Consider the following 18990-nt stretch of genomic DNA (forward strand, 5'->3'; position numbering starts at 1 on the left):
TCCTTATCAGGCGGAAATTTTGTCTTGCTGATTTTCGGGCGCCGCGGCGATAAATGCCGGAAGCGAGATACAGGCGTCATAGACCGCTTTGCAGCGCGGGTATCCGCTCAGATCGCAGCCCATACGTAACGCGTTCGCCCACTGCGGGATCAGACAGCAGTCTGCCAGCGTCGGCGCATCCCCCACGCAGAAAGATCCCGAATGACTCTGACGCAGCAACTGCTCCACCGCGCTTAGCCCTTGCTGGATCCAGTGCGCATACCAGCGTTTTTTATCTTCTTCACTGACCTTTAACTCTTCGCTCAGGTAGCGCAGTACCCGCAGATTGTTCAGGGGATGAATATCACAGGCGATGGCATAGACAATTTCCAGCACCCGGCTGCGCGCCGGGAAGTCGGCGGGCAGAAGCGGCGACCGGGGAAAATGACAATCCAGCCAGTCAGTTATCGCCAGAGACTGCCCGAGCGACTCCCCGTCGTCGGTGACCAGCGTCGGCACCAGCCCGACCGGGTTCATCCGCCGATAGGTCAGCTCGTTTTGCTGACCGATGCGAATATTGACGCCCACCGTCTGGTAACCGATACCTTTTAGTGCCAGTGCGATACGCACCCGGTACGATGCTGAGCTATTAAAAAAACTGTACAGCTTCATCATCCACCTCAGACAATCTTCACAGCGATGGGGGTTAAACCGTCCACATTTCCGGTGATCACATCACCTTTCACCACTGCGCCCACGCCCTCTGGCGTACCGGTGAAAATCAGATCGCCCGGTTGCAGTTCGAAAAAACCGGACAGATAGCTGATAGTTTCATTGACTGACCAGATGAGATGACGGATATCGCTGCGCTGGTGGTCGACGCCGTTTACCTGTAACCAGACAGGGGCATGGTTCACATCCAGGGTTTCGCTGACTTTATGCAGTGGCGCAATCGGTGCGGAGATATCGAACGCCTTGCCAATCTCCCACGGACGCCCCATCTGGCGCATCTCCATTTGCCGATCGCGACGGGTCATATCCAGACCGGTGGCATAGCCCCAGATATACTCGTGGGCTTTTTCGGGCGGAATATCGCTGCCCTTTTTCCCGATCGCCACCACCAGTTCAATCTCATAGTGATAGTTGTCGGTCTGCGACGGGTATGGCAGCTCCAGCGTCTGCCCCGCCGCCACCGGCACCACCGCATCGGCAGGCTTACAGAAGAAGAACGGCGGTTCGCGATCCGGATCAAACCCCATTTCACGGGCATGTGCGGCATAGTTACGACCAACGCAGTAAACCCGGCGTACGGGAAATTGTTCATCACCGCCAACCACCGGAACGGTAACAGGCGCTTGTGGCTCGAATACGTATTGCGTCATTTTCTTTCTCCCAATTAATAACGTGCTTCACGGAACAGCCCCAGGGCTTCCTGAACCGGTCTGTCCGAAAAACTGAATAAGACGGTATCTTCAGTGGTCTGGAACGACACGCCATGCCAGGTCGGCGCCACGAAGACATCTTTGGCGGAAAAGTTAAAGGTTTCGTTGCCAACGGTGACCTGCCCGCGCCCTTCCACGACGTGGTAGATGGTGCTGTCCGTGGTGCGCGCCATCCGTGAGGAAAAGCCTTTCGGCAACAGTTGCAGGAAGGTGCCCATTGATGGCATCGGATAACCGCCGGTGACCGGATTGACGTAGCGCATCTTGTAACCGTCCCACTCGTCGGCTTCGCCCATGCGGGTCAGGTCATGCAGCGCTTCCCGGCTGCGATCGTAGCGATAGTTGAAAATCGGCGATGAGTTACCTTTCTGATGACGCAGCGGCAGCATATTGGCCGCATAGCGCGGTAAATAGTCGCCCTCCTGACGCGTTACCGGCTGCTGATCCTCCGGATAGTCCTCCGCAAAGCCGCAGCCCAGCAGATTCACCAGCGGCAGATCCAGACCGTCCAGCCACACCACGGGATCGGTGCCTGGGTTGCCGTGATCGTGCCAGCGCCACTGCGGCGTCAGAATAAAGTCGCCTTCGTGCATCCAGGTGCGTTCACCATCCACTGCGGTAAACGCCCCTTTCCCTTCGACAATGAAGCGCAGCGCAGACTGGTTGTGGCGATGGCTCGGTGCCACCTCGCCCGGCATGATCAGCTGCAATCCGGCATACAGCGTCGGGGTGATTGAAGAGTGCCCGCGGAGCATCGGGTTTTCCAGCACCAGCACGCGGCGAATCGCCTCTTTGGCGCCAATCAGGTCGCCGCTTTCCAGCAGCAGCGGGCGGATCTCCTGATAGTTCCAGTATGCAGGCGCGCAGTTTGCATTCGGCGTTTGTGGTACCAGCCGGTGCAATGACTCCCACAGCGGGGTCAGGTTCTGCCCGGAAATGTGCTGGTAATACTGCTGGCGGCTGTGTTTAACATCCTGATTGAGTTCAGACATAGTGATTCTCCTTAACGACGCCTGCGAGAGGCAAGGCGTCCGGGACAGAGGCCGACTGGCGAACAACAACCGTCAGCAGGGTTAGCATCACCGCGCTGATGGCCGCCGGGACGGCGATAATGAAAAACAGGTTATCGAATGAGAAATTCATCGCCATCATCACGCCGCCGGAAAGCGAGCCGACAATCGCGCCACAGCGGCCAATGGCATTGGACCAGCTGACGCCCGTCGCCCGGCTTTGCGTGGGATAGAGCGTGGCGGTTAAGGCATTCAGGCCCACCTGCGAACCGCTGATACCGATACCAGTGCCAAAGATAGCCAGCGCCATCAGCCACAGGCCGTTTTCGCTCAGGCCAATCATGACGATACACACCGCGCCCAGCGCATAGCTCACCGCCAGTACCCGGAACGGATTGTATTTATCCATCAGCACCCCCAGCGCCAGCGCACCCAGCGTGCCACCAATCTGAAAAGCAGCGGTAACCCAGGAGGCATGTTGCAGGTCAATCCCGCGATGGTTAAGCAGCGTTGGCATCCAGCTTGAGAGCAGATAGATGATCAGCAGGCTCATGAAGAACACGACCCATAGCATCAGGGTTATGGGCAGCTGTCGTCCGGCGAACAGCTGGCGAATACTGCCTTTGGCAATAGCGGCGGCTTCATTGAGATAAAAATGGCTATCCTCGTAGCGTTCGCGGGTGATGGCGCTGACCGTTCTGGCAATGACGCTTTGCGGCAGCTGGCGACGAACCTGCCAGCGTGGGGATTCCGGCAATGCAAACAGCAGAGCGACAAAAAGCATCAGAGGCAACACTCCGCCAACCGCCAGAATGCCGTGCCAGCCAATCACCGGCACCAGCTGTGCGCTGACAATGCCGCCCATTGCCGAGCCCAGGGTAAAACCGCAGAACATCAGGGTGACCAGCGCGCCGCGCCGCCGCGCTGGCAGATATTCCGACGTCATCGTGATGGTGTTTGGCATCGCGCCTCCCAGCCCGAGTCCGGTGAGGAAACGTAAAATGACCAGCGTTTGCAGATCCGGCGAGAAAGCGGAGAGCAGACTCAGCGCGCCGAACAGCGCCACGCAGAGTTCTATCACCCGTTTGCGACCAAAGCGGTCAGAGAGGGGGCCGCAAAGCAGTGCGCCTGCGGTTAATCCCAGTAATCCAGCGCCAAACAGCGGCGCCAGATCGCTGGCGGTCAGCTGCCAGTGAGTGCGAATATCGGGTGCGATGAAACCAATGGCTGCGGTATCAAAACCGTCAAGCATGACCACCAGAAAGCAGCAGATGATAACGCGCCACTGCGTTTTGCCGACTGGGGCGGCGTCGATCAGTGCTTGTAGATCACGTCGTTGAATCATAGTGAATGCCTCGGTGCAGGGAGAGTAGATGTCTCTATTGTTTTAGGTATGTTACGACTTTGTATGTTCGTCGATAAAATGTACAATGGCTTTTCATGCAGAGACATAACCTGGGGGTTATTGCAAATGGCAAACTGGGCGCAGAAACTGAAACTGCATCACCTGCAAATGCTGGTCGCACTGGGCGAACAGGGGAATCTGACCCACGTTGCCCGGATGATGAACATCACCCAGCCCGCCCTGTCAAAATGGTTATCACAGCTCGAAGATGAGATTGGGATCACGCTCTTTGAGCGGCACAGTAAAGGGCTGCGCCCCTCTGAGGGCGGCAAACTGTTACTTCAGCACGCCCAGCGTTTGATCAATGATATGGAACGTTCGCAGTATGAAATTGCCCGTTTCAAGCAAGGCGGGCTGGTGGGAAGCCTGAAGATTGGCTGCTCACCCGTGGCGACCGACTGCGTTTCCCAGGCCATTCTGCATTTGCTCGATGAAATGCCGACTCTGCATCTGAATATCGAAGAGAAAGTGATGAACCCGCTGCTGCACGATTTACTCGCAGGCTCTGTGGATGTGGTGGTGGGTCGCGTCGGTGGCCGGGCGCTACAGCTGCCGCTCAGCTATCAGGTGCTCTACACCGAACCGGTCTGCTTCGTCGCCCGTCCTGACCATCCCCTGGCGCAATATCCACTCCTCACCTGGAACGATCTCGCCGACTGGCGCTGGATTGTCTGGCCGACCGGAACGCCTATCCGTATCAGTATTGATAACGCGCTGGTCGATAATGGCGTCATGCTGCCGGAAAATACCATCGAATCGGCATCAATGAACGTCAGCACTAACCTGCTGCAAAGCAGCGATATGATCTCTATTCTTTCTCTACGGCTGGCACTGCGTTATGCCAGCCAGGGGCAACTGGTGATCCTGAATCTGCCAAAAATAGAGCAAAAAGGTAGCGTCGGCGTTTTCTGGCGAAATAATGAAACCCCGTCTGCCGCCCTGAACCGCTTTTTGCACTATCTGGCACGCGTTTAGCACTACCGATTTTGCACATTGCCTGATGTTCCCGTTGTCTATTTCCACTATGCTCAGAATTCATGATGTGATCGGTAGCACGTTTTTAAGTTTAATTGTATGATGAATAAAAACTCATCAAGGGTTTCAACTATGAGCAAAACACTGAATATCATCTGGCAATATCTACGCGCTTTCGTGCTGATTTATGCCTGCCTGTACGCGGGTATTTTTATCGCGTCCCTGTTGCCTGTCGCCATCTCAGGCAGCATCATCGGCATGCTGATTCTGTTCGTTTTGCTGGCGCTGCAAATCATTCCCGCCAAATGGGTCAATCCGGGTTGCTACGTGCTGATTCGTTATATGGCGCTGCTGTTTGTGCCAATCGGTGTGGGGGTTATGCAGTATGTTGACCTGCTGCGCGCGCAGTTTGGCCCGGTGGTAGTGTCCTGTGCAATCAGCACGCTGGTGGTTTTTCTGGTCGTGAGCTGGAGTTCACATCTGATTCACGGCGAGCGTAAAGTGGTTGGTCAGAAAGGATCAAAAGAATGATGGCGTATATCTGGTGGTCACTGCCGCTGACGCTGGCGGTTTTCTTCGGCGCACGTAAACTGGCCGCGCGTTATAAATTCCCCTTATTGAATCCGCTGCTGGTGGCAATGGTGGTGATTATCCCCTTTTTGCTGCTGACCGGGATTCCTTACGACCACTACTTCAAAGGCAGCGAGGTGCTAAACGACCTGCTGCAACCCGCCGTTGTGGCGCTGGCCTATCCATTGTACGAACAGCTCCACCAGATTCGCGCCCGCTGGAAGTCCATCATCACCCTCTGTTTCGTCGGTAGCGTCGTCGCGATGGTAACCGGAACCGGCATCGCGTTAATGATGGGCGCAACCCCTGAAATCGCGGCCTCAGTACTGCCAAAATCTGTCACCACGCCAATTGCAATGGCGGTGGGCGGTAGTATCGGCGGGATACCGGCAGTCAGCGCGGTGTGCGTGATTTTCGTCGGTATTCTCGGTGCCGTATTTGGTCACACGTTGCTCAATGCCATGCGCATTCGCACCAAAGCGGCCCGCGGCCTGGCAATGGGGACCGCCTCTCACGCCCTGGGCACCGCCCGCTGCGCGGAGCTGGATTATCAGGAAGGAGCATTCAGTTCACTGGCGCTGGTAATCTGCGGAATTATTACATCCCTGATGGCACCGTTCCTGTTCCCCCTTATTCTGGCGGTGTTCAACCACTGAGTACCGGGCTTCTCAGGCTATTTTGCTTGCCATTTTGAACCTGGACAGTGCTCGCCATCCTCACGTACTGCATGTACGCTGCGGTGGCTCCGCGCTGTCCGTGCTGAAATGACCTCCGCCAGTGACGCCCACTGGAACCGGATGCCAAAATTTGCGATTTGTCGCACATTTTTCGACAACGTTTCATAAGTTGCACAATTGATGAGATGTAGATCACATATAAAGCCGTATCAGGCCCGTAAACTACGTTTCCATTACATTGTTATGAGGCAACGCCATGCATCCACGTTTTCACACTGCGTTTAGCCAACTTGCGGATAATTTGCAATCAGCGCTGGCACCGATTATCGCAGATACGCATTTTCCCGCTTTGCTGACCGCTGAGCAGGTCTCTTTGCTCAAAGATGCAACGGGACTGGACGAAGACGCGCTGGCATTCGCTCTGCTGCCGATGGCGGCGAGCTGTGCACGTACTCCGCTGTCTGACTTCAACGTTGGCGCTATCGCACGCGGCATCAGCGGCATCTGGTATTTCGGTGGGAATATGGAATTCCCTGGCGCAACCATGCAGCAGACCGTTCATGCGGAACAAAGCGCAATCAGCCACGCCTGGCTGCGCGGTGAAAAAGGCCTTGCCGCTATCACCGTTAACTACACTCCCTGCGGGCACTGCCGTCAGTTTATGAATGAACTGAACAGCGGGCTGGATCTGCGTATCCATTTGCCGGGACGCCCACCGCATACGCTGCGCGACTATCTGCCGGACGCGTTTGGGCCGAAAGATCTGGATATTAAAACGCTGTTGATGGATGACCAGAATCACGGCTTTGCGTCAGAAGGTGATGCGCTGACCCAGGCGGCGATTGCCGCAGCTAACCGCTGCCATATGCCTTACAGTCGCTCGCCATCCGGTGTGGCGCTGGAGTGCAAAGACGGGCGTATTTTCACCGGCAGCTATGCGGAAAACGCCGCCTTTAACCCGACGCTGCCTCCGCTACAGGGCGCATTAAACCTGCTTAGCCTTAACGGGTATGATTACCCGGACATTCAGCGCGCTATTCTGGCGGAAAAAGCCGATGCCGCGTTGATTCAATGGGACGCCACCGCCGCCACGCTGAAAGCGCTGGGCTGCAATAACATTGACCGTGTGCTTCTCGCCTGATCGCTGACTGCGGGCAAAATGCCCGCTAACGCCTAAAATCCCCCCAATCAGACGCCTGTTTCTTGCGCTTCGACAGCGGGTACAGTAGCCTGATTGAAATTTCATCCAGCTATCGAGTTTTCTGCATGGTAAAGCGTGTTTTCTACAGCCTGTTAGTCCTGATCGGCTTACTGCTGTTGACTGCGCTTGGGCTTGACCGCTGGATGAGCTGGAAAACCGCCCCCTATATTTACGATGAGTTGCAGGATCTCCCCTATCGCCAGGTGGGTGTGGTGCTCGGCACCGCAAAATATTACCGAACCGGCGTGATCAATCAGTACTACCGCTACCGTATCCAGGGGGCGTTAAACGCCTACAACAGCGGAAAGGTAAACTATTTATTGCTCAGCGGTGACAATGCGTTGCAGAGCTATAATGAACCCATGACGATGCGTAAAGACCTGATTGCCGCCGGCGTTGACCCCGCGGATATCGTGCTCGATTACGCCGGATTCCGCACGCTGGATTCGATAGTACGCACCCGCAAAGTGTTTGATACCAACGATTTCATTATTATTACCCAGCGGTTCCACTGTGAGCGCGCGCTTTTTATTGCGCTGCATATGGGGATCCAGGCCCGGTGTTATGCGGTACCGTCTCCGAAAGATATGCTGACGGTTCGGGTCCGCGAATTCGGCGCTCGCTTTGGCGCGCTGGCTGACCTGTACCTTTTCAAACGCGAGCCCCGCTTTTTGGGCCCGTTAGTTCCCATCCCCACCATGCACAAGGTTCCGGACGATGCTCAGGGTTACCCGGCGGTAACCCCGGAACAACTTTTAGATTTGCAGAAAAAACAGGGCAAATAAGCGACAGGGGTCAGATCTGCAACCTGAAGTATGACGAGTCTATACGAACGCCTTTGATGACAGGATATTAAGAATGAATGACAAAACAATTTTTATTGCAATCGGCGTACTGATGATCGTTGCCTGGACCTTCCGCGAAGGAATGAAAGCCTTGCGCTCCGGCACAGTGGAGAAAACGGTTAAGGGAGCCAAAGAACCACTCATCATCTCCCGGACGACACAAGCAAACCTTTACTGGAGCTATGTCATCACCTGGTTTGGTGTCTCAGTTGGCACGCTGCTCGCCGGTATCTGGCTCGTGTTTATTAAATAAAAAACCGGCACAGACTATCCCGTACCGGTTTTTTGTCATGATGAATTACTTCTTACGCGCGTACTTCAGGGAGTCCAGCGCCACGGCAAAGATAATAATGCCGCCCTTAATAATGTACTGCCAGTAAGGGTTCACGCCAATATAGGTCAGCCCGTAGTTGATGACGGTGAAGATAATCACACCGGTCACCACGCCAAAGACCGTTCCGACGCCCCCGCTGAACGACACACCGCCCACCACGCACGCCGCAATCGCATCCAGCTCATACATAAAGCCGAGGTTGTTGGTGGCCGAGCCGATACGTCCGGCCTCCAGCAGCCCGCCGAAGGCATAGAACACGCCGGACAGCGCATAAATCACCAGCAGGTTTAATGCGACGTTAACACCCGAGACTTTCGCCGCCTCCGGGTTGCCGCCGATAGCGAAAATGTTTTTACCAAAGCGGGTTTTATTCCACAACACCCAGACAAACGCCACGGCAATCAGCGCATAGAAGGTGATATAGGAGAGACGGAAACTGCCTAACGCAATAAAGCCCTGGGCAAAGGTCGAAAATCCGCTGTCAAAACCAGAAATAGGCGAAGCGCCGACAAAATCGTAATACAGCGAGTTGATCCCATAAACGATAATCATCGTGCCGAGCGTGGTGATAAAGGGAGTGACGTTCAGATAAGCAATGATGATGCCGTTAACCAGACCGATAATGGCGCCAATAACGCAGACAATCAGGATAACCACGAAAATCGGCATCGTCGCCATTTCCGGAAACACCTTATTGGCGTTTTCCATCGATTGCAGCAGCGTCGCGGCCACCACCGCCGCCAGCCCCACCTGACGCCCGGCGGACAGGTCGGTCCCCTGGGTGACGATAAGCCCGGCGACCCCCAATGCGATAATAATACGCACCGATGACTGGGTCAGAATATTACTCAAGTTGAGCAGACTTAAGAACGTAGGGTCCTGGAAAATAATAATCGCCAGCAAGACTAAAAGAACGACGTAAATACCGCCCTCTTTCAGATAAGTCAGAAAACTTTTCTTATTTAACGCACTCATGAGGAGCCCCTGATCTTAAAGGTGCAAAGACGCAAGACGCAGAATTTCGTTTTGCGTCGTTGTTTTGGTATCAACAATTCCGGCAACAAGACCGTTGCTCATGACCAGAATACGGTCTGTAATCCCTAACAATTCCGGCATTTCCGAAGAGATGATAATAATTCCCTTCCCTTTCTTCGCCAGCTCCGCGATCAACTGATAAATTTCAAATTTCGCGCCGACATCAATTCCGCGCGTGGGTTCATCGAGCATGAGGATTTCCGGCTGGGTTAACAGCCAGCGACCAATAATCACCTTCTGCTGGTTGCCGCCGGATAGCGAGCCAATTTGCGTCCGATGGCCCGGCGTTTTTACCCGCATAGAATCAATGACCCATTGGGTGTCACTCTTCATGCGAGAATTATCCAGCAGACCCACTTTATTTTTGTAGTTGTGGATATTAGAAATTAAGGAGTTAAAACCAATATCCAGATACGCATAAATCCCCGTTGAACGACGCTCCTCCGTCACCAGTGCGAAGCCGTGGTTAATGGCTTCATTCGCATTATGGTTATTAATCTTTTTGCCGTGCAGCGTAATGGTGCCCGATGATTTCTCACGAATACCAAACAATGTTTCCACGATATCGGTGCGTTTTGCGCCAACCAGACCCGCAATACCGAGAATCTCACCCTTATGCAGATCAAATGAGATATCGCGAATCGACGGCTGACGTAGCGATGTCAGGTTACGCACTTCAAGAATCACCTCACCGGGCTTATTTTCCTTATCCGGGAAGCGCTGGTTCAGCGAGCGGCCAACCATCATGGCGATGATCTTATCCATATCCAGCCCTTCCAGCGGCTGCGTGGCAATCCACTGACCGTCGCGCAACACCGTGACTTCATCGCACAGCTGAAAAATCTCTTCCATTTTATGCGAGATATAGACAATCCCACAGCCACGCTCTTTCAGCTTACGAATAATAGTGAAAAGATGATTAACCTCTTTCTCCGTTAATGACGAAGTCGGTTCATCCATAATCACAATTTTAGCGTTATAAGAAAATGCTTTGGCAATTTCAATCATCTGCATTTGCGAGACGGATAAAGTCCCAACGCGCGCACGCGGATCGATATCAATATCCAGCTCGTCAAATATCGCCCTGGTATCACGATACATTTTATCCTGATCGACAAACATTCCTTTGGTGGGATAACGTCCCAGCCACATGTTATCCATCACGGATCGTTGTAATACCAGGTTTAATTCCTGGTGAACCATCGAAATCCCATTCTCCAGCGCTTCTTTAGCAGAATGAAAGTCGATCTCTTTGCCCTGAAATAAAATACTGCCGGAATCTTTTTGATAAATGCCGAAAAGACATTTCAATAATGTCGACTTACCCGCGCCATTCTCTCCCATTAAGGCATGAATTGAGTGCGGACGGACCTTTAAATTGACATTATCAAGTGCCTTAACGCCAGGAAAGGACTTGTTGATGCCGCTCATTTCCAACAAATATTCGCCTGACGACTGACCTTGAGTGCTGACCATAATGATACTTGGCCTCTTTAGTATTGCTGATAATCCACAGGCCAAATCAGGCTTGTGGATCGCAGCCATTTCACGGTTTAAGGGCGCAACAGAATTGCGCCCGCAGACACAGACTTATTTATTGGTGAATTCAGCCAGGTTGTCTTTATCCACACCAACATACGGAACGCGAACAATCTTGTTCTCGATTTTCCACTGAGTGCCATCCGCCGCACCCTTGCCTTCCGCCAGGTTTTTCGCCAGATCGAAAGTGGCTTTCGCCTGGTTGTTAGCATCGTTAAGCACGGTACCCGCCATCGCCCCCGATTTCACCAGCGCCAGCGCTTCAGGTAGCGCATCCACGCCAAACACCGGAACGCTGCTCTTATTGTGGGCTTTCAGCGCCTCTACCGCCCCCATTGCCATCGCATCGTTATTGGAGATAACCACTTCAATTTTGTTCGCATTTGGACCGGAGAGCCACGCGTCCATCTTGTCTTTCGCCTGAGCGGTATCCCACATTGCGGTATCTAACTGGAGTTGCTGAGTTTTAATGCCTTTATCATTCAGCTCTTTGATAACGTAAGTGGTACGGGCTTCGGCATCCGGATGGCCCGGTTCACCTTTGAGCAGCACATACTGAATCTGACCATCTTTATTCAGATCCCAGCCCGCATTCGCCGCCCAGTGTTTAGCAATCAGATCGCCCTGGATAATGCCGGACTCTTTTGAATCCGTACCGACGTAGTAAGCCTTGTCATAGCTGTCCAGCGCTTTGCGGGAAGGTTCTTTGTTAAAGAACACGATCGGCACATTCTGACCACGCGCTTTCTCTATTACCGTCCCTGCCGCAGCCGGGTCAACCAGGTTAATGGCCAGCGCTTTCACGCCTTTTGCCAGCAGAACGTCAATCTGGTCGTTCTGTTTGGACTGATCGTTTTGTGAGTCATTCATCAACAGCTGAACGTCTGGTGCTGTCTTGCCGTCTTTTTCAATCGCCTTACGCACCACGGACATAAAGTTATCGTCATACTTGTAGATTGTTACACCAATACGGGTATCAGCAGCGTGCGCGGTCGCGCCGAATAACATGCTTGCCATCACAGCTGAAAGGGTCAACACCTTCTTATTCATGGTATCTCCGGTTTTATTATGCAGGGTAGTGCTTGAGATAAACGCCCGGCGGGTTGCTCGTCATACTTCAACTTACAGGTGCGTTGACTGCGCTCGCTCACCGAAGACTGGCTCTGGCGGTGTAAATTCGTGCCAGACGAATTTGTCACTCCATTACCGCGTGATTCGGCCTCACCCCTTCAGGGTCAGCGCAGACGCTGTTCAAAACGTCATAGCGTTTTGTCCTGTAATTCGAATTATGGAAAGCACGCAACGTTAAATAGATGTTACTTCTCGCCAAAGCTCACTTTAAAAAATCGGTCTTCCGTGGTTGGGTAACGCTCCAGAATCGGGCTTAAATTATCGTTTAATGCGCGTAAACCTCGGTAAAAGTGATTATTCACTGTTACATAGTAGTTACAGCGCCGCAAACGCTGCCATCATAGCGACGACAATGTTAATAAACTGTGAATTTACTCACAGATTGAAAGCGGTTACATCCCGTCATTTGATCAGTTAGTGATCGACGCCGCATTCTGCTTTAGCGCGACAGAATGACGCCGCACAAGCGTTGGCATAAAACAGTGCGTCGCCGATAAATCCAGCGTCCCGGCAGCGCCCTGTAGCGCCAGCTCCGTCGCCATTTTTGCCATAGAAGCAATGGGATAACGCACGGTTGTCAATTGCGGATCGGTGTAGCGCGCAATGGGGATATCATCAAAACCAATGATAGAAAGGTGTAACGGAATGGCAATGCCATTGTCTTTTAACGCCGTAAGGGCGCCTGCGGCCATACTGTCGTTGTAAGCGAAGACGGCGCTCAGCTGCAGGTTACGTCCCAGCAGCTCAACCATCGCCGACTCGCCGCCCTGCATGTCCGGCGTCCCGGTGCCAACCCAGCTTTCTGCTGGCACAATTCCCTGCTCTTTCAGGGCGCTCAGCCAACCTTCTCTGCGCATGTCGTCATCTTCTATGCCGTGGCTGGAGGCCAGATAGCCGATGCGCTGGTGCCCGTTATTGAGCAGCATGCGGGTGGCCATTTTTGCGCCACTGATGTTATCCAGACAGACGCAGCGGTGGGCATAACCCGGCACGATACGGTTGATCAATACCATACCGGGAATGTGATCCATAAAGTCGCCAAGTTCGCGATCGCTCAAGGCTTTGGAGTGAACAATCAACGCGTTACAGCGCTGGCGGATCAATACCTCAATCGCATGGCGCTCCTTTTCCGCTTCGTGATAGCTATTGCCAATCAGCACATATTTCTGATGCTGTTGGGCAACCAGATCCACCGCCTTCACCAGCGCGCCAAAGAAGGCATCGGAAACATCCATCACCACGACGCCAATGGTATCGCTCACCTGCGTTGCCAGCGCCTGGGCATTTGCGTTCGGGCGATAGCCTAACCGCGTAACCGCCTTCATTACCGCTTCACGCGTATCGGGGCTGACCAGCGGGCTATTGTTCAGCACGCGGGAGACGGTCGCCACAGAGACGCCAGCCTGACGTGCCACATCACGAATGGTGATCATATTCACTACCCTGTTTGAAATTGCAGTGGCTCACTGCACGACTGGCGGCTATTTTGTCAGCGCATGGGGAAGGACTACGTGAGTATGGTCACAAGGATGGAAACGTTTACATCCGTTTTGTTAATGATTGTGATCCAGATCGTTATCTGGATGTATTGGATAATGATACCCCTGAAGCACGCAGGGTTAACTGACGCCACAGCCACTCTATCGGTCCCTGCCGACAGAAACGCAGCCAGATGACAGAGAAAAGAAGGTTTGCCAGCCAGACCGGAACCACAAATAGCAACAGCTCCGGACGATCAAATTTCATGAATAAACCGAACGAATAAAATAGCGTGGTGCAGATGAGAGTCTGGAGCAGATAGTTGGTAAGCGCCATTCGCCCAACACAGGCGATGGCCAGAACGATTTTCAACCGGCTAAGCTGCGGCCAGAAACCAAACATTAATGCCGCATAGCCAATCGACTGAAACGGCGCGCCAAGTTCGCGCGGCGCCTGCAGCAAAAATGCACACCAGCGGTATGCCCACCCCAGATGCCACTGGGCAATCACCGCGGGCAGATTGATTAGCAGACCAACGGCGACCAGCAATACCCCCGTCCGGCGGTAGTGTTGCAGACTGTACTGCCCTTTCAGCCAGCCGCTGCGCATCAATGCCGCACCCAGCAGCATCATGCCCGCCAGCTGCCAGCCGTACTGCGCCCCGATGGCCAGCAAACTGTTGGACAACGCATCAACACGATTGCTGATGGCCTCCACCCCGCCATTCACTTTCCAGTATTTTTCGTACAGCAACGCGGAGGCATCAGGCGTCCAGGCGCGGCTGGTTTCGCCACCCGAGATTGTCCCAAGCAGCAACAGCACGCCAATGCCCACCAGATAAAGCAAGACGCCCGTATTAAACAGGCTCTTCACCGACGGCGCGTCACGCACCAGTCGCCAGCAGATAAGTCCAACCAGGCCATATGCCAGCAAAATATCGCCATCCCAGAACAGCAGAGCGTGGATAAAGCCCAGCAGCACCAGCAGCGTGAGCCGCGACCGGATCCAGCGTTTACCTCGCGGCAGCAGCATTTGCAGGCCAGCGCCAAACAGCAGCGCAAAAAGGGTGAGAAATTTAACCTGGGCAAAAACATCGAGGATCGCCCATGTCCAGGCATCCTGCGAAGTGATTGCGCCATACCAGGCCGGATTAAGGTAAGCGGCCTTTGGCAAACCAAAGGCGCTGATATTCAAAAGCAGAATACCAAGGATGGCAACGCCACGGACAAAATCCAGCGTGACATTACGCTCCATAGCTTCCGGCCTTATGAGTTGTGGTGACGCACGGCGCGCAGGAACTCCTGGCGTGTATTCTGGCTGGATTTGAACAGTCCACCCAGAGAGGTTGTCGTGGTGGCGCTGGTCGCATCGCGAATGCCGCGCGCTTTCACACAATAGTGCACCGCGTCGATAGAGACCGCCACGTTATTGGTACCAAGCAGCGTTTGCAGCGCGGTCAGGATCTGCTGAGTCAGACGTTCCTGCACCTGCGGACGCTGGGCAAAGAACTGCACAATGCGGTTAATCTTCGACAGCCCAATCACCGAATCTTTCGGAATGTAAGCGACCGTGGCCTTACCGTCGATCGTAACAAAGTGGTGCTCGCAGGTGCTGGTCAGCGTGATATCGCGCACCGTCACCATTTCATCGACCTTCATTTTGTTTTCAATGACGGTGATCTTCGGGAAGTTGGCGTAGTCCAGGCCGGAGAAAATCTCATCGACATACATTTTGGCGATACGATGCGGCGTTTCCATCAGGCTGTCATCGCTCAGATCGAGATTCAGCAGCTGCATGATCTCGGTCATATGGCCGGAGATGAGGCGTTTGCGCGTTTCGTTATCCATCTCATGCACGGGCGGGCGCAGCGGCGTTTCCAGCCCCCGGGCAACCAGCGCCTCATGAACCAGGGCCGCTTCTTTACTCAGTGATGGCATTTCTTCTTCTCCTGCAGGTGTGACGCCTCTGCCCTGCATGGGGCAAAGTTATTTGACTGGATGACTGCCTGATTATTGTGCGTGAGCCCGCGCACATAATCCAGTATTCACAACGATAATTATTGAAATTGTCGCTGCCTTTCAGCGTACGGATTTTACTCGCTGTCCGGGAGGATGAATCAGAGTGTTAAGGTAAAGTTGTGCAGATGATGCAGCATGTCAGACTAATGCGGAAGTGAAAGTTACTCACGACACCATGAATTATCTGTATTATGGGGAGTTTGCGAACACATTCAGGTTCAATACAACAAGGAGCCCCGCATGGAAATGCTCGAAGAGCACCGCTGTTTTGAAGGCTGGCAGCAGCGCTGGCGACACGCCTCCGCCACGCTGAACTGCACCATGACATTCAGCATTTTTCTCCCGCCTCCGCGTGACAACACGCCGCCCCCGGTGCTGTACTGGCTTTCCGGGTTAACCTGCAATGACGAAAACTTTACTACCAAAGCGGGTGCGCAGCGGATTGCGGCAGAGTTGGGGATCGTCCTGGTCATGCCTGACACCAGCCCGCGCGGCGAGCAGGTCGCCAATGATGATGGTTACGATCTGGGCCAGGGTGCCGGATTCTACCTTAACGCGACGCAGCAACCCTGGGCGGCTCATTACCGGATGTACGACTATCTGCGTGATGAGCTTCCGGCGCTGATTCAGTCCCGGTTTAACGTCAGCGATCGCTGTGCGATTAGCGGACATTCGATGGGCGGTCACGGGGCGCTGATCATGGCGCTGAAGAATCCAGGCAAGTACGTCAGCGTGTCGGCCTTTGCCCCGATTGTGAATCCAGGTCGCGTGCCGTGGGGAGAGAAAGCCTTCACCGCCTATCTCGGTAGCGATAAAACCGCGTGGGCCGAATGGGATAGCTGTGCGCTGATGTATGCCAGCAAACCAGAACAGGCCATCCCAACGCTGGTTGATCAGGGCGATAGCGATCAATTTCTGGCCGATCAGCTACAACCTGCCGTGCTGGCAGAAGCCGCGCGCCAGACTACGTGGCCAATGACGCTGCGAATTCAGCCTGGTTATGATCACAGCTATTACTTCATCGCCTCCTTTATTGAGGATCATCTGCGTTTTCACGCGCAGCATCTTTTGAAGTAAAGTCGGGGGGCATCTGCCCTCCTTTTCTCCTTTATTTCTTCATGTTTTCTTCATCTTTTCTTCAGATTTACACTTACCTATCCCATTGACTTAAAAGGTTTTCCCTTACAAACAAACTAAACACAAATGATTTCAATTATCATTTGTGTTTACAAAGATTCATTCTTTTGTACAATTCCCCCCGCTTCATTACCGCAAAGAATACTTAAAAGACAAATACATACACTTGTCATGGCTTTACACATGACGCGAAGTTTGACTCATTTAACGGAATGACAAAATGACTATACCTCACGTTAAGGCCGTTGCCGTCGCAGTTTGCACGGCATGCCTCCCATCGCTCGTTCATGCTGCCGATCAGGATACCGTTGTTGTGACCGCTACGGGATTTGAGCAGAAAATTCAAAACGCCCCTGCTTCCATCTCCGTTATCACCAAACAGCAGCTTGAAGATAAAGCCTACCGCGATGTTACCGATGCGCTGAAAGATGTGCCCGGCGTAGTGGTGACCGGCGGCGGTAGCAGCAGCGATATCAGCATCCGCGGGATGGCGTCACAGTACACGCTATTCCTGGTCAACGGTAAACGCATCAGTACCCGCGGCACGCGTCCGAACAGCGACAACGCCGGGATCGAACAAGGCTGGCTGCCGCCGCTGGAGTCTATCGAACGCATCGAGGTTATTCGTGGCCCGATGTCATCGCTCTACGGTTCGGATGCGATGGGCGGCGTGATTAACGTGATCACCAAAAAAGTTTCTAACACCAAAGGCTGGACCGGCTCATTGCATGGCGATGCCACCTTCCAGGAAGACCGGGATTCCGGTGATTTATACCAGACCAACGCTTATGCCTCTGGCCCACTGATTGATGGATTACTGGGGGCAAAAGTCACCGGACTCCTGTCTCGCCGCGCGGAAGACAAAATCGTCAATGGTTACAACGAGCAGCGCCTGCGCAACGGCGGCTTAACGCTTAACTTCACGCCGGATGAGAAGAATGATATTGACTTCGATATCGCACGTGAATTGCAGGATCGTGACAGTACCCCTGGCAAGTCAATGGCGGAAGAAAGCTGCCGCAACGGTAGCTGTAAGCCAAACAGCAAAAGCGAAAACCGCTATGAGCACACCACATATTCACTGACCCACAGCGGCTATTACGACGACTTCAATACTACCAGCTACGTTCAGCAGGAAGAGACGAACAACCCTGGTCGCCAGATGAAGTCTTACAACACCATCTTTAACAACCAGAACCAGATCTTCCTCGGCGCGCATACCCTGACGTTGGGGGGTCAGTATCGTTATGAAAAACTCAGCGATAACGGTAACCAGCTGAAAGCCTACGAAGATGTGAACAAGCTGACTCGCTGGAGCTGGGCGCTGTTTGCTGAAGATGAGTGGGCAATGACCGACAGCTTTACGCTGACCGGGGGTATCCGTATGGATAAAGATGAAAACTACGGTGACAACTGGACGCCACGCGGTTACGGCGTCTGGCACCTGACCGATCGGTGGACCTTAAAAGGCGGCGTCTCTGCGGGTTACCGTGCGCCGGACCTGCGCCAGTCCTCCCCGACCTGGGGCCAGGTAACCGGCGGCGGTCGTCTGAACGGTATTATTGTGGGGAATGCAGATCTGAAGCCAGAAAAGAGCCTGAGCGAAGAGCTGGCCCTGTTGTGGGATAACGGCGACAACCTCAACGCTGGCGTGACGCTGTTCAATACCGATTTTAAAGATAAGATCACCGAAGTGCGTCGTTGCAACAGCAGTTCAGACCCTGCGTGCACTATCGGCGGAGAAACCTATGACTTTGTCAGCGACCGCGTCAACGTTGATAAAGCCAATATGCGCGGCGTGGAATCCACCTTTGGCTGGAAGATAACCCGCGATCTCAACTGGACGGCGAACTACACCTATACCGAATCTGAGCAGAAAAGCGGTCAGTTCTCTGGCAAACCGTTAAACAAAATGCCGAAGCACATGTTTAATACCACGCTGGACTGGCAGGCAATGCAGGATGTGGGCTTCTGGAGTCGTTTGAACTTCCGCGGCAAAACTTCCGAATATCTGAGCCGTACGTCCATGTCTCAGGGAACGCCTTCTTACACTCAGGTTGACGTGGGTGTTCGCTATAACGCCTACAAGGATCTGCTGTTAACCGCAGGTGTCTACAACGTTCTGGATAAACAGATCGACTACGACACCTATGACACTATTCTCGATGGCCGCCGTTATACCGTTGGCGTAACCTGGAACTTCTAAGTTCAGC

General features: G+C 53.5%; 18 protein-coding genes. 8 read left to right on the plus strand and 10 right to left on the minus strand.

The window, feature by feature from the left end; genetic code table 11:
* Positions 1-6 precede the first annotated feature (6 nt).
* The 4 genes from maiA to mhbT are packed head-to-tail and all read right to left on the minus strand — an operon-like array spanning position 7 to position 3776.
* A complete protein-coding gene (maiA, locus tag C3432_RS02810; protein WP_103775164.1) occupies positions 7-651 on the minus strand; it encodes a maleylacetoacetate isomerase in 645 nt (214 codons plus the stop codon).
* Positions 652-659: 8 nt separating this feature from the next.
* A complete protein-coding gene (locus tag C3432_RS02815; protein WP_103775165.1) occupies positions 660-1361 on the minus strand; it encodes a fumarylacetoacetate hydrolase family protein in 702 nt (233 codons plus the stop codon).
* 14 nt (positions 1362-1375) lie between these two features.
* Complete coding sequence (gtdA, locus tag C3432_RS02820) at positions 1376-2413, minus strand: gentisate 1,2-dioxygenase (protein WP_103775166.1); 1038 nt, start codon at positions 2411-2413, stop codon at positions 1376-1378.
* Positions 2406-3776 (minus strand): 3-hydroxybenzoate transporter MhbT, encoded by a 1371-nt coding sequence (gene mhbT, locus C3432_RS02825; RefSeq protein ID WP_103775167.1) that lies wholly within the window; start codon positions 3774-3776, stop codon positions 2406-2408. Before mhbT ends, gtdA begins: the two co-directional genes overlap by 8 nt.
* A gap of 126 nt (positions 3777-3902) precedes the next feature.
* Between mhbT and C3432_RS02830 the strand changes: the two genes are divergently transcribed.
* The 6 genes from C3432_RS02830 to C3432_RS02855 all read left to right on the plus strand — a co-directional run bounded on the left by C3432_RS02830 (position 3903) and on the right by C3432_RS02855 (position 8357).
* Positions 3903-4811 (plus strand): LysR substrate-binding domain-containing protein, encoded by a 909-nt coding sequence (locus C3432_RS02830; RefSeq protein ID WP_103775168.1) that lies wholly within the window; start codon positions 3903-3905, stop codon positions 4809-4811.
* 132 nt (positions 4812-4943) lie between these two features.
* Positions 4944-5342: a CidA/LrgA family protein gene (locus tag C3432_RS02835; protein WP_103775169.1), complete on the plus strand. Its 399-nt coding sequence runs from the start codon at positions 4944-4946 to the stop codon at positions 5340-5342.
* On the plus strand, positions 5339-6037 hold the full coding sequence (locus tag C3432_RS02840) for a CidB/LrgB family autolysis modulator (RefSeq protein WP_103775170.1): 699 nt from the start codon (positions 5339-5341) through the stop codon (positions 6035-6037). Before C3432_RS02835 ends, C3432_RS02840 begins: the two co-directional genes overlap by 4 nt.
* Before the next feature lie 277 nt (positions 6038-6314).
* On the plus strand, positions 6315-7199 hold the full coding sequence (cdd, locus tag C3432_RS02845) for a cytidine deaminase (protein WP_103775171.1): 885 nt from the start codon (positions 6315-6317) through the stop codon (positions 7197-7199).
* 125 nt (positions 7200-7324) lie between these two features.
* Positions 7325-8044: an outer membrane permeability protein SanA gene (sanA, locus tag C3432_RS02850; protein ID WP_103775621.1), complete on the plus strand. Its 720-nt coding sequence runs from the start codon at positions 7325-7327 to the stop codon at positions 8042-8044.
* Between the two features lie 73 nt (positions 8045-8117).
* Positions 8118-8357, plus strand: a complete 240-nt coding sequence (locus C3432_RS02855) for a DUF2542 family protein (protein WP_103775172.1) — start codon at positions 8118-8120, stop codon at positions 8355-8357.
* Positions 8358-8402: 45 nt separating this feature from the next.
* Here C3432_RS02855 and mglC read toward each other — a convergent pair whose 3' ends face one another.
* From mglC to folE, 6 genes are all read right to left on the minus strand, one after another.
* The gene (mglC, locus tag C3432_RS02860; protein WP_103775173.1) at positions 8403-9413 is read right to left on the minus strand and encodes a galactose/methyl galactoside ABC transporter permease MglC; all 1011 of its coding nucleotides are present in this window, start codon (positions 9411-9413) and stop codon (positions 8403-8405) included.
* 15 nt (positions 9414-9428) lie between these two features.
* Positions 9429-10949 (minus strand): galactose/methyl galactoside ABC transporter ATP-binding protein MglA, encoded by a 1521-nt coding sequence (gene mglA / locus C3432_RS02865; RefSeq protein ID WP_103775174.1) that lies wholly within the window; start codon positions 10947-10949, stop codon positions 9429-9431.
* A 114-nt stretch (positions 10950-11063) separates the two neighbouring features.
* Positions 11064-12062: a galactose/glucose ABC transporter substrate-binding protein MglB gene (gene mglB, locus C3432_RS02870; protein WP_103775175.1), complete on the minus strand. Its 999-nt coding sequence runs from the start codon at positions 12060-12062 to the stop codon at positions 11064-11066.
* 491 nt (positions 12063-12553) lie between these two features.
* On the minus strand, positions 12554-13576 hold the full coding sequence (galS, locus tag C3432_RS02875; protein ID WP_103775176.1) for an HTH-type transcriptional regulator GalS: 1023 nt from the start codon (positions 13574-13576) through the stop codon (positions 12554-12556).
* A gap of 142 nt (positions 13577-13718) precedes the next feature.
* Entirely contained in the window at positions 13719-14876 is a 1158-nt protein-coding gene (gene yeiB, locus C3432_RS02885) for a DUF418 domain-containing protein YeiB (RefSeq protein ID WP_103775177.1), read from the minus strand.
* A gap of 11 nt (positions 14877-14887) precedes the next feature.
* Positions 14888-15559, minus strand: a complete 672-nt coding sequence (gene folE, locus C3432_RS02890; protein WP_103775622.1) for a GTP cyclohydrolase I FolE — start codon at positions 15557-15559, stop codon at positions 14888-14890.
* Between the two features lie 321 nt (positions 15560-15880).
* Between folE and fghA the strand changes: the two genes are divergently transcribed.
* Together fghA and C3432_RS02905 are read left to right on the plus strand one after the other, a co-directional pair.
* On the plus strand, positions 15881-16717 hold the full coding sequence (gene fghA / locus C3432_RS02900) for an S-formylglutathione hydrolase (protein WP_103775178.1): 837 nt from the start codon (positions 15881-15883) through the stop codon (positions 16715-16717).
* A 280-nt stretch (positions 16718-16997) separates the two neighbouring features.
* Positions 16998-18983, plus strand: a complete 1986-nt coding sequence (locus C3432_RS02905) for a ligand-gated channel protein (protein WP_103775179.1) — start codon at positions 16998-17000, stop codon at positions 18981-18983.
* The last annotated feature ends 7 nt before the right edge of the window (positions 18984-18990 follow it).

This window comes from Citrobacter amalonaticus, assembly GCF_002918555.1.
Taxonomy (GTDB): domain Bacteria; phylum Pseudomonadota; class Gammaproteobacteria; order Enterobacterales; family Enterobacteriaceae; genus Citrobacter_C; species Citrobacter_C amalonaticus_A.

Coding starts and splice junctions, on each gene's coding strand:
- C3432_RS02815 (WP_103775165.1), bottom strand. CDS start 1,361: ATGACGCAATACGTATTCGAGCCACAAGCGCCTGTTACCGTTCCGGTG.
- C3432_RS02830 (WP_103775168.1), top strand. CDS start 3,903: ATGGCAAACTGGGCGCAGAAACTGAAACTGCATCACCTGCAAATGCTG.
- C3432_RS02840 (WP_103775170.1), top strand. CDS start 5,339: ATGATGGCGTATATCTGGTGGTCACTGCCGCTGACGCTGGCGGTTTTC.
- galS (WP_103775176.1), bottom strand. CDS start 13,576: ATGATCACCATTCGTGATGTGGCACGTCAGGCTGGCGTCTCTGTGGCG.
- C3432_RS02855 (WP_103775172.1), top strand. CDS start 8,118: ATGAATGACAAAACAATTTTTATTGCAATCGGCGTACTGATGATCGTT.
- mglB (WP_103775175.1), bottom strand. CDS start 12,062: ATGAATAAGAAGGTGTTGACCCTTTCAGCTGTGATGGCAAGCATGTTA.
- yeiB (WP_103775177.1), bottom strand. CDS start 14,876: ATGGAGCGTAATGTCACGCTGGATTTTGTCCGTGGCGTTGCCATCCTT.
- sanA (WP_103775621.1), top strand. CDS start 7,325: ATGGTAAAGCGTGTTTTCTACAGCCTGTTAGTCCTGATCGGCTTACTG.
- folE (WP_103775622.1), bottom strand. CDS start 15,559: ATGCCATCACTGAGTAAAGAAGCGGCCCTGGTTCATGAGGCGCTGGTT.
- mglC (WP_103775173.1), bottom strand. CDS start 9,413: ATGAGTGCGTTAAATAAGAAAAGTTTTCTGACTTATCTGAAAGAGGGC.
- cdd (WP_103775171.1), top strand. CDS start 6,315: ATGCATCCACGTTTTCACACTGCGTTTAGCCAACTTGCGGATAATTTG.
- C3432_RS02835 (WP_103775169.1), top strand. CDS start 4,944: ATGAGCAAAACACTGAATATCATCTGGCAATATCTACGCGCTTTCGTG.
- gtdA (WP_103775166.1), bottom strand. CDS start 2,413: ATGTCTGAACTCAATCAGGATGTTAAACACAGCCGCCAGCAGTATTAC.
- fghA (WP_103775178.1), top strand. CDS start 15,881: ATGGAAATGCTCGAAGAGCACCGCTGTTTTGAAGGCTGGCAGCAGCGC.
- mglA (WP_103775174.1), bottom strand. CDS start 10,949: ATGGTCAGCACTCAAGGTCAGTCGTCAGGCGAATATTTGTTGGAAATG.
- C3432_RS02905 (WP_103775179.1), top strand. CDS start 16,998: ATGACTATACCTCACGTTAAGGCCGTTGCCGTCGCAGTTTGCACGGCA.
- mhbT (WP_103775167.1), bottom strand. CDS start 3,776: ATGATTCAACGACGTGATCTACAAGCACTGATCGACGCCGCCCCAGTC.
- maiA (WP_103775164.1), bottom strand. CDS start 651: ATGAAGCTGTACAGTTTTTTTAATAGCTCAGCATCGTACCGGGTGCGT.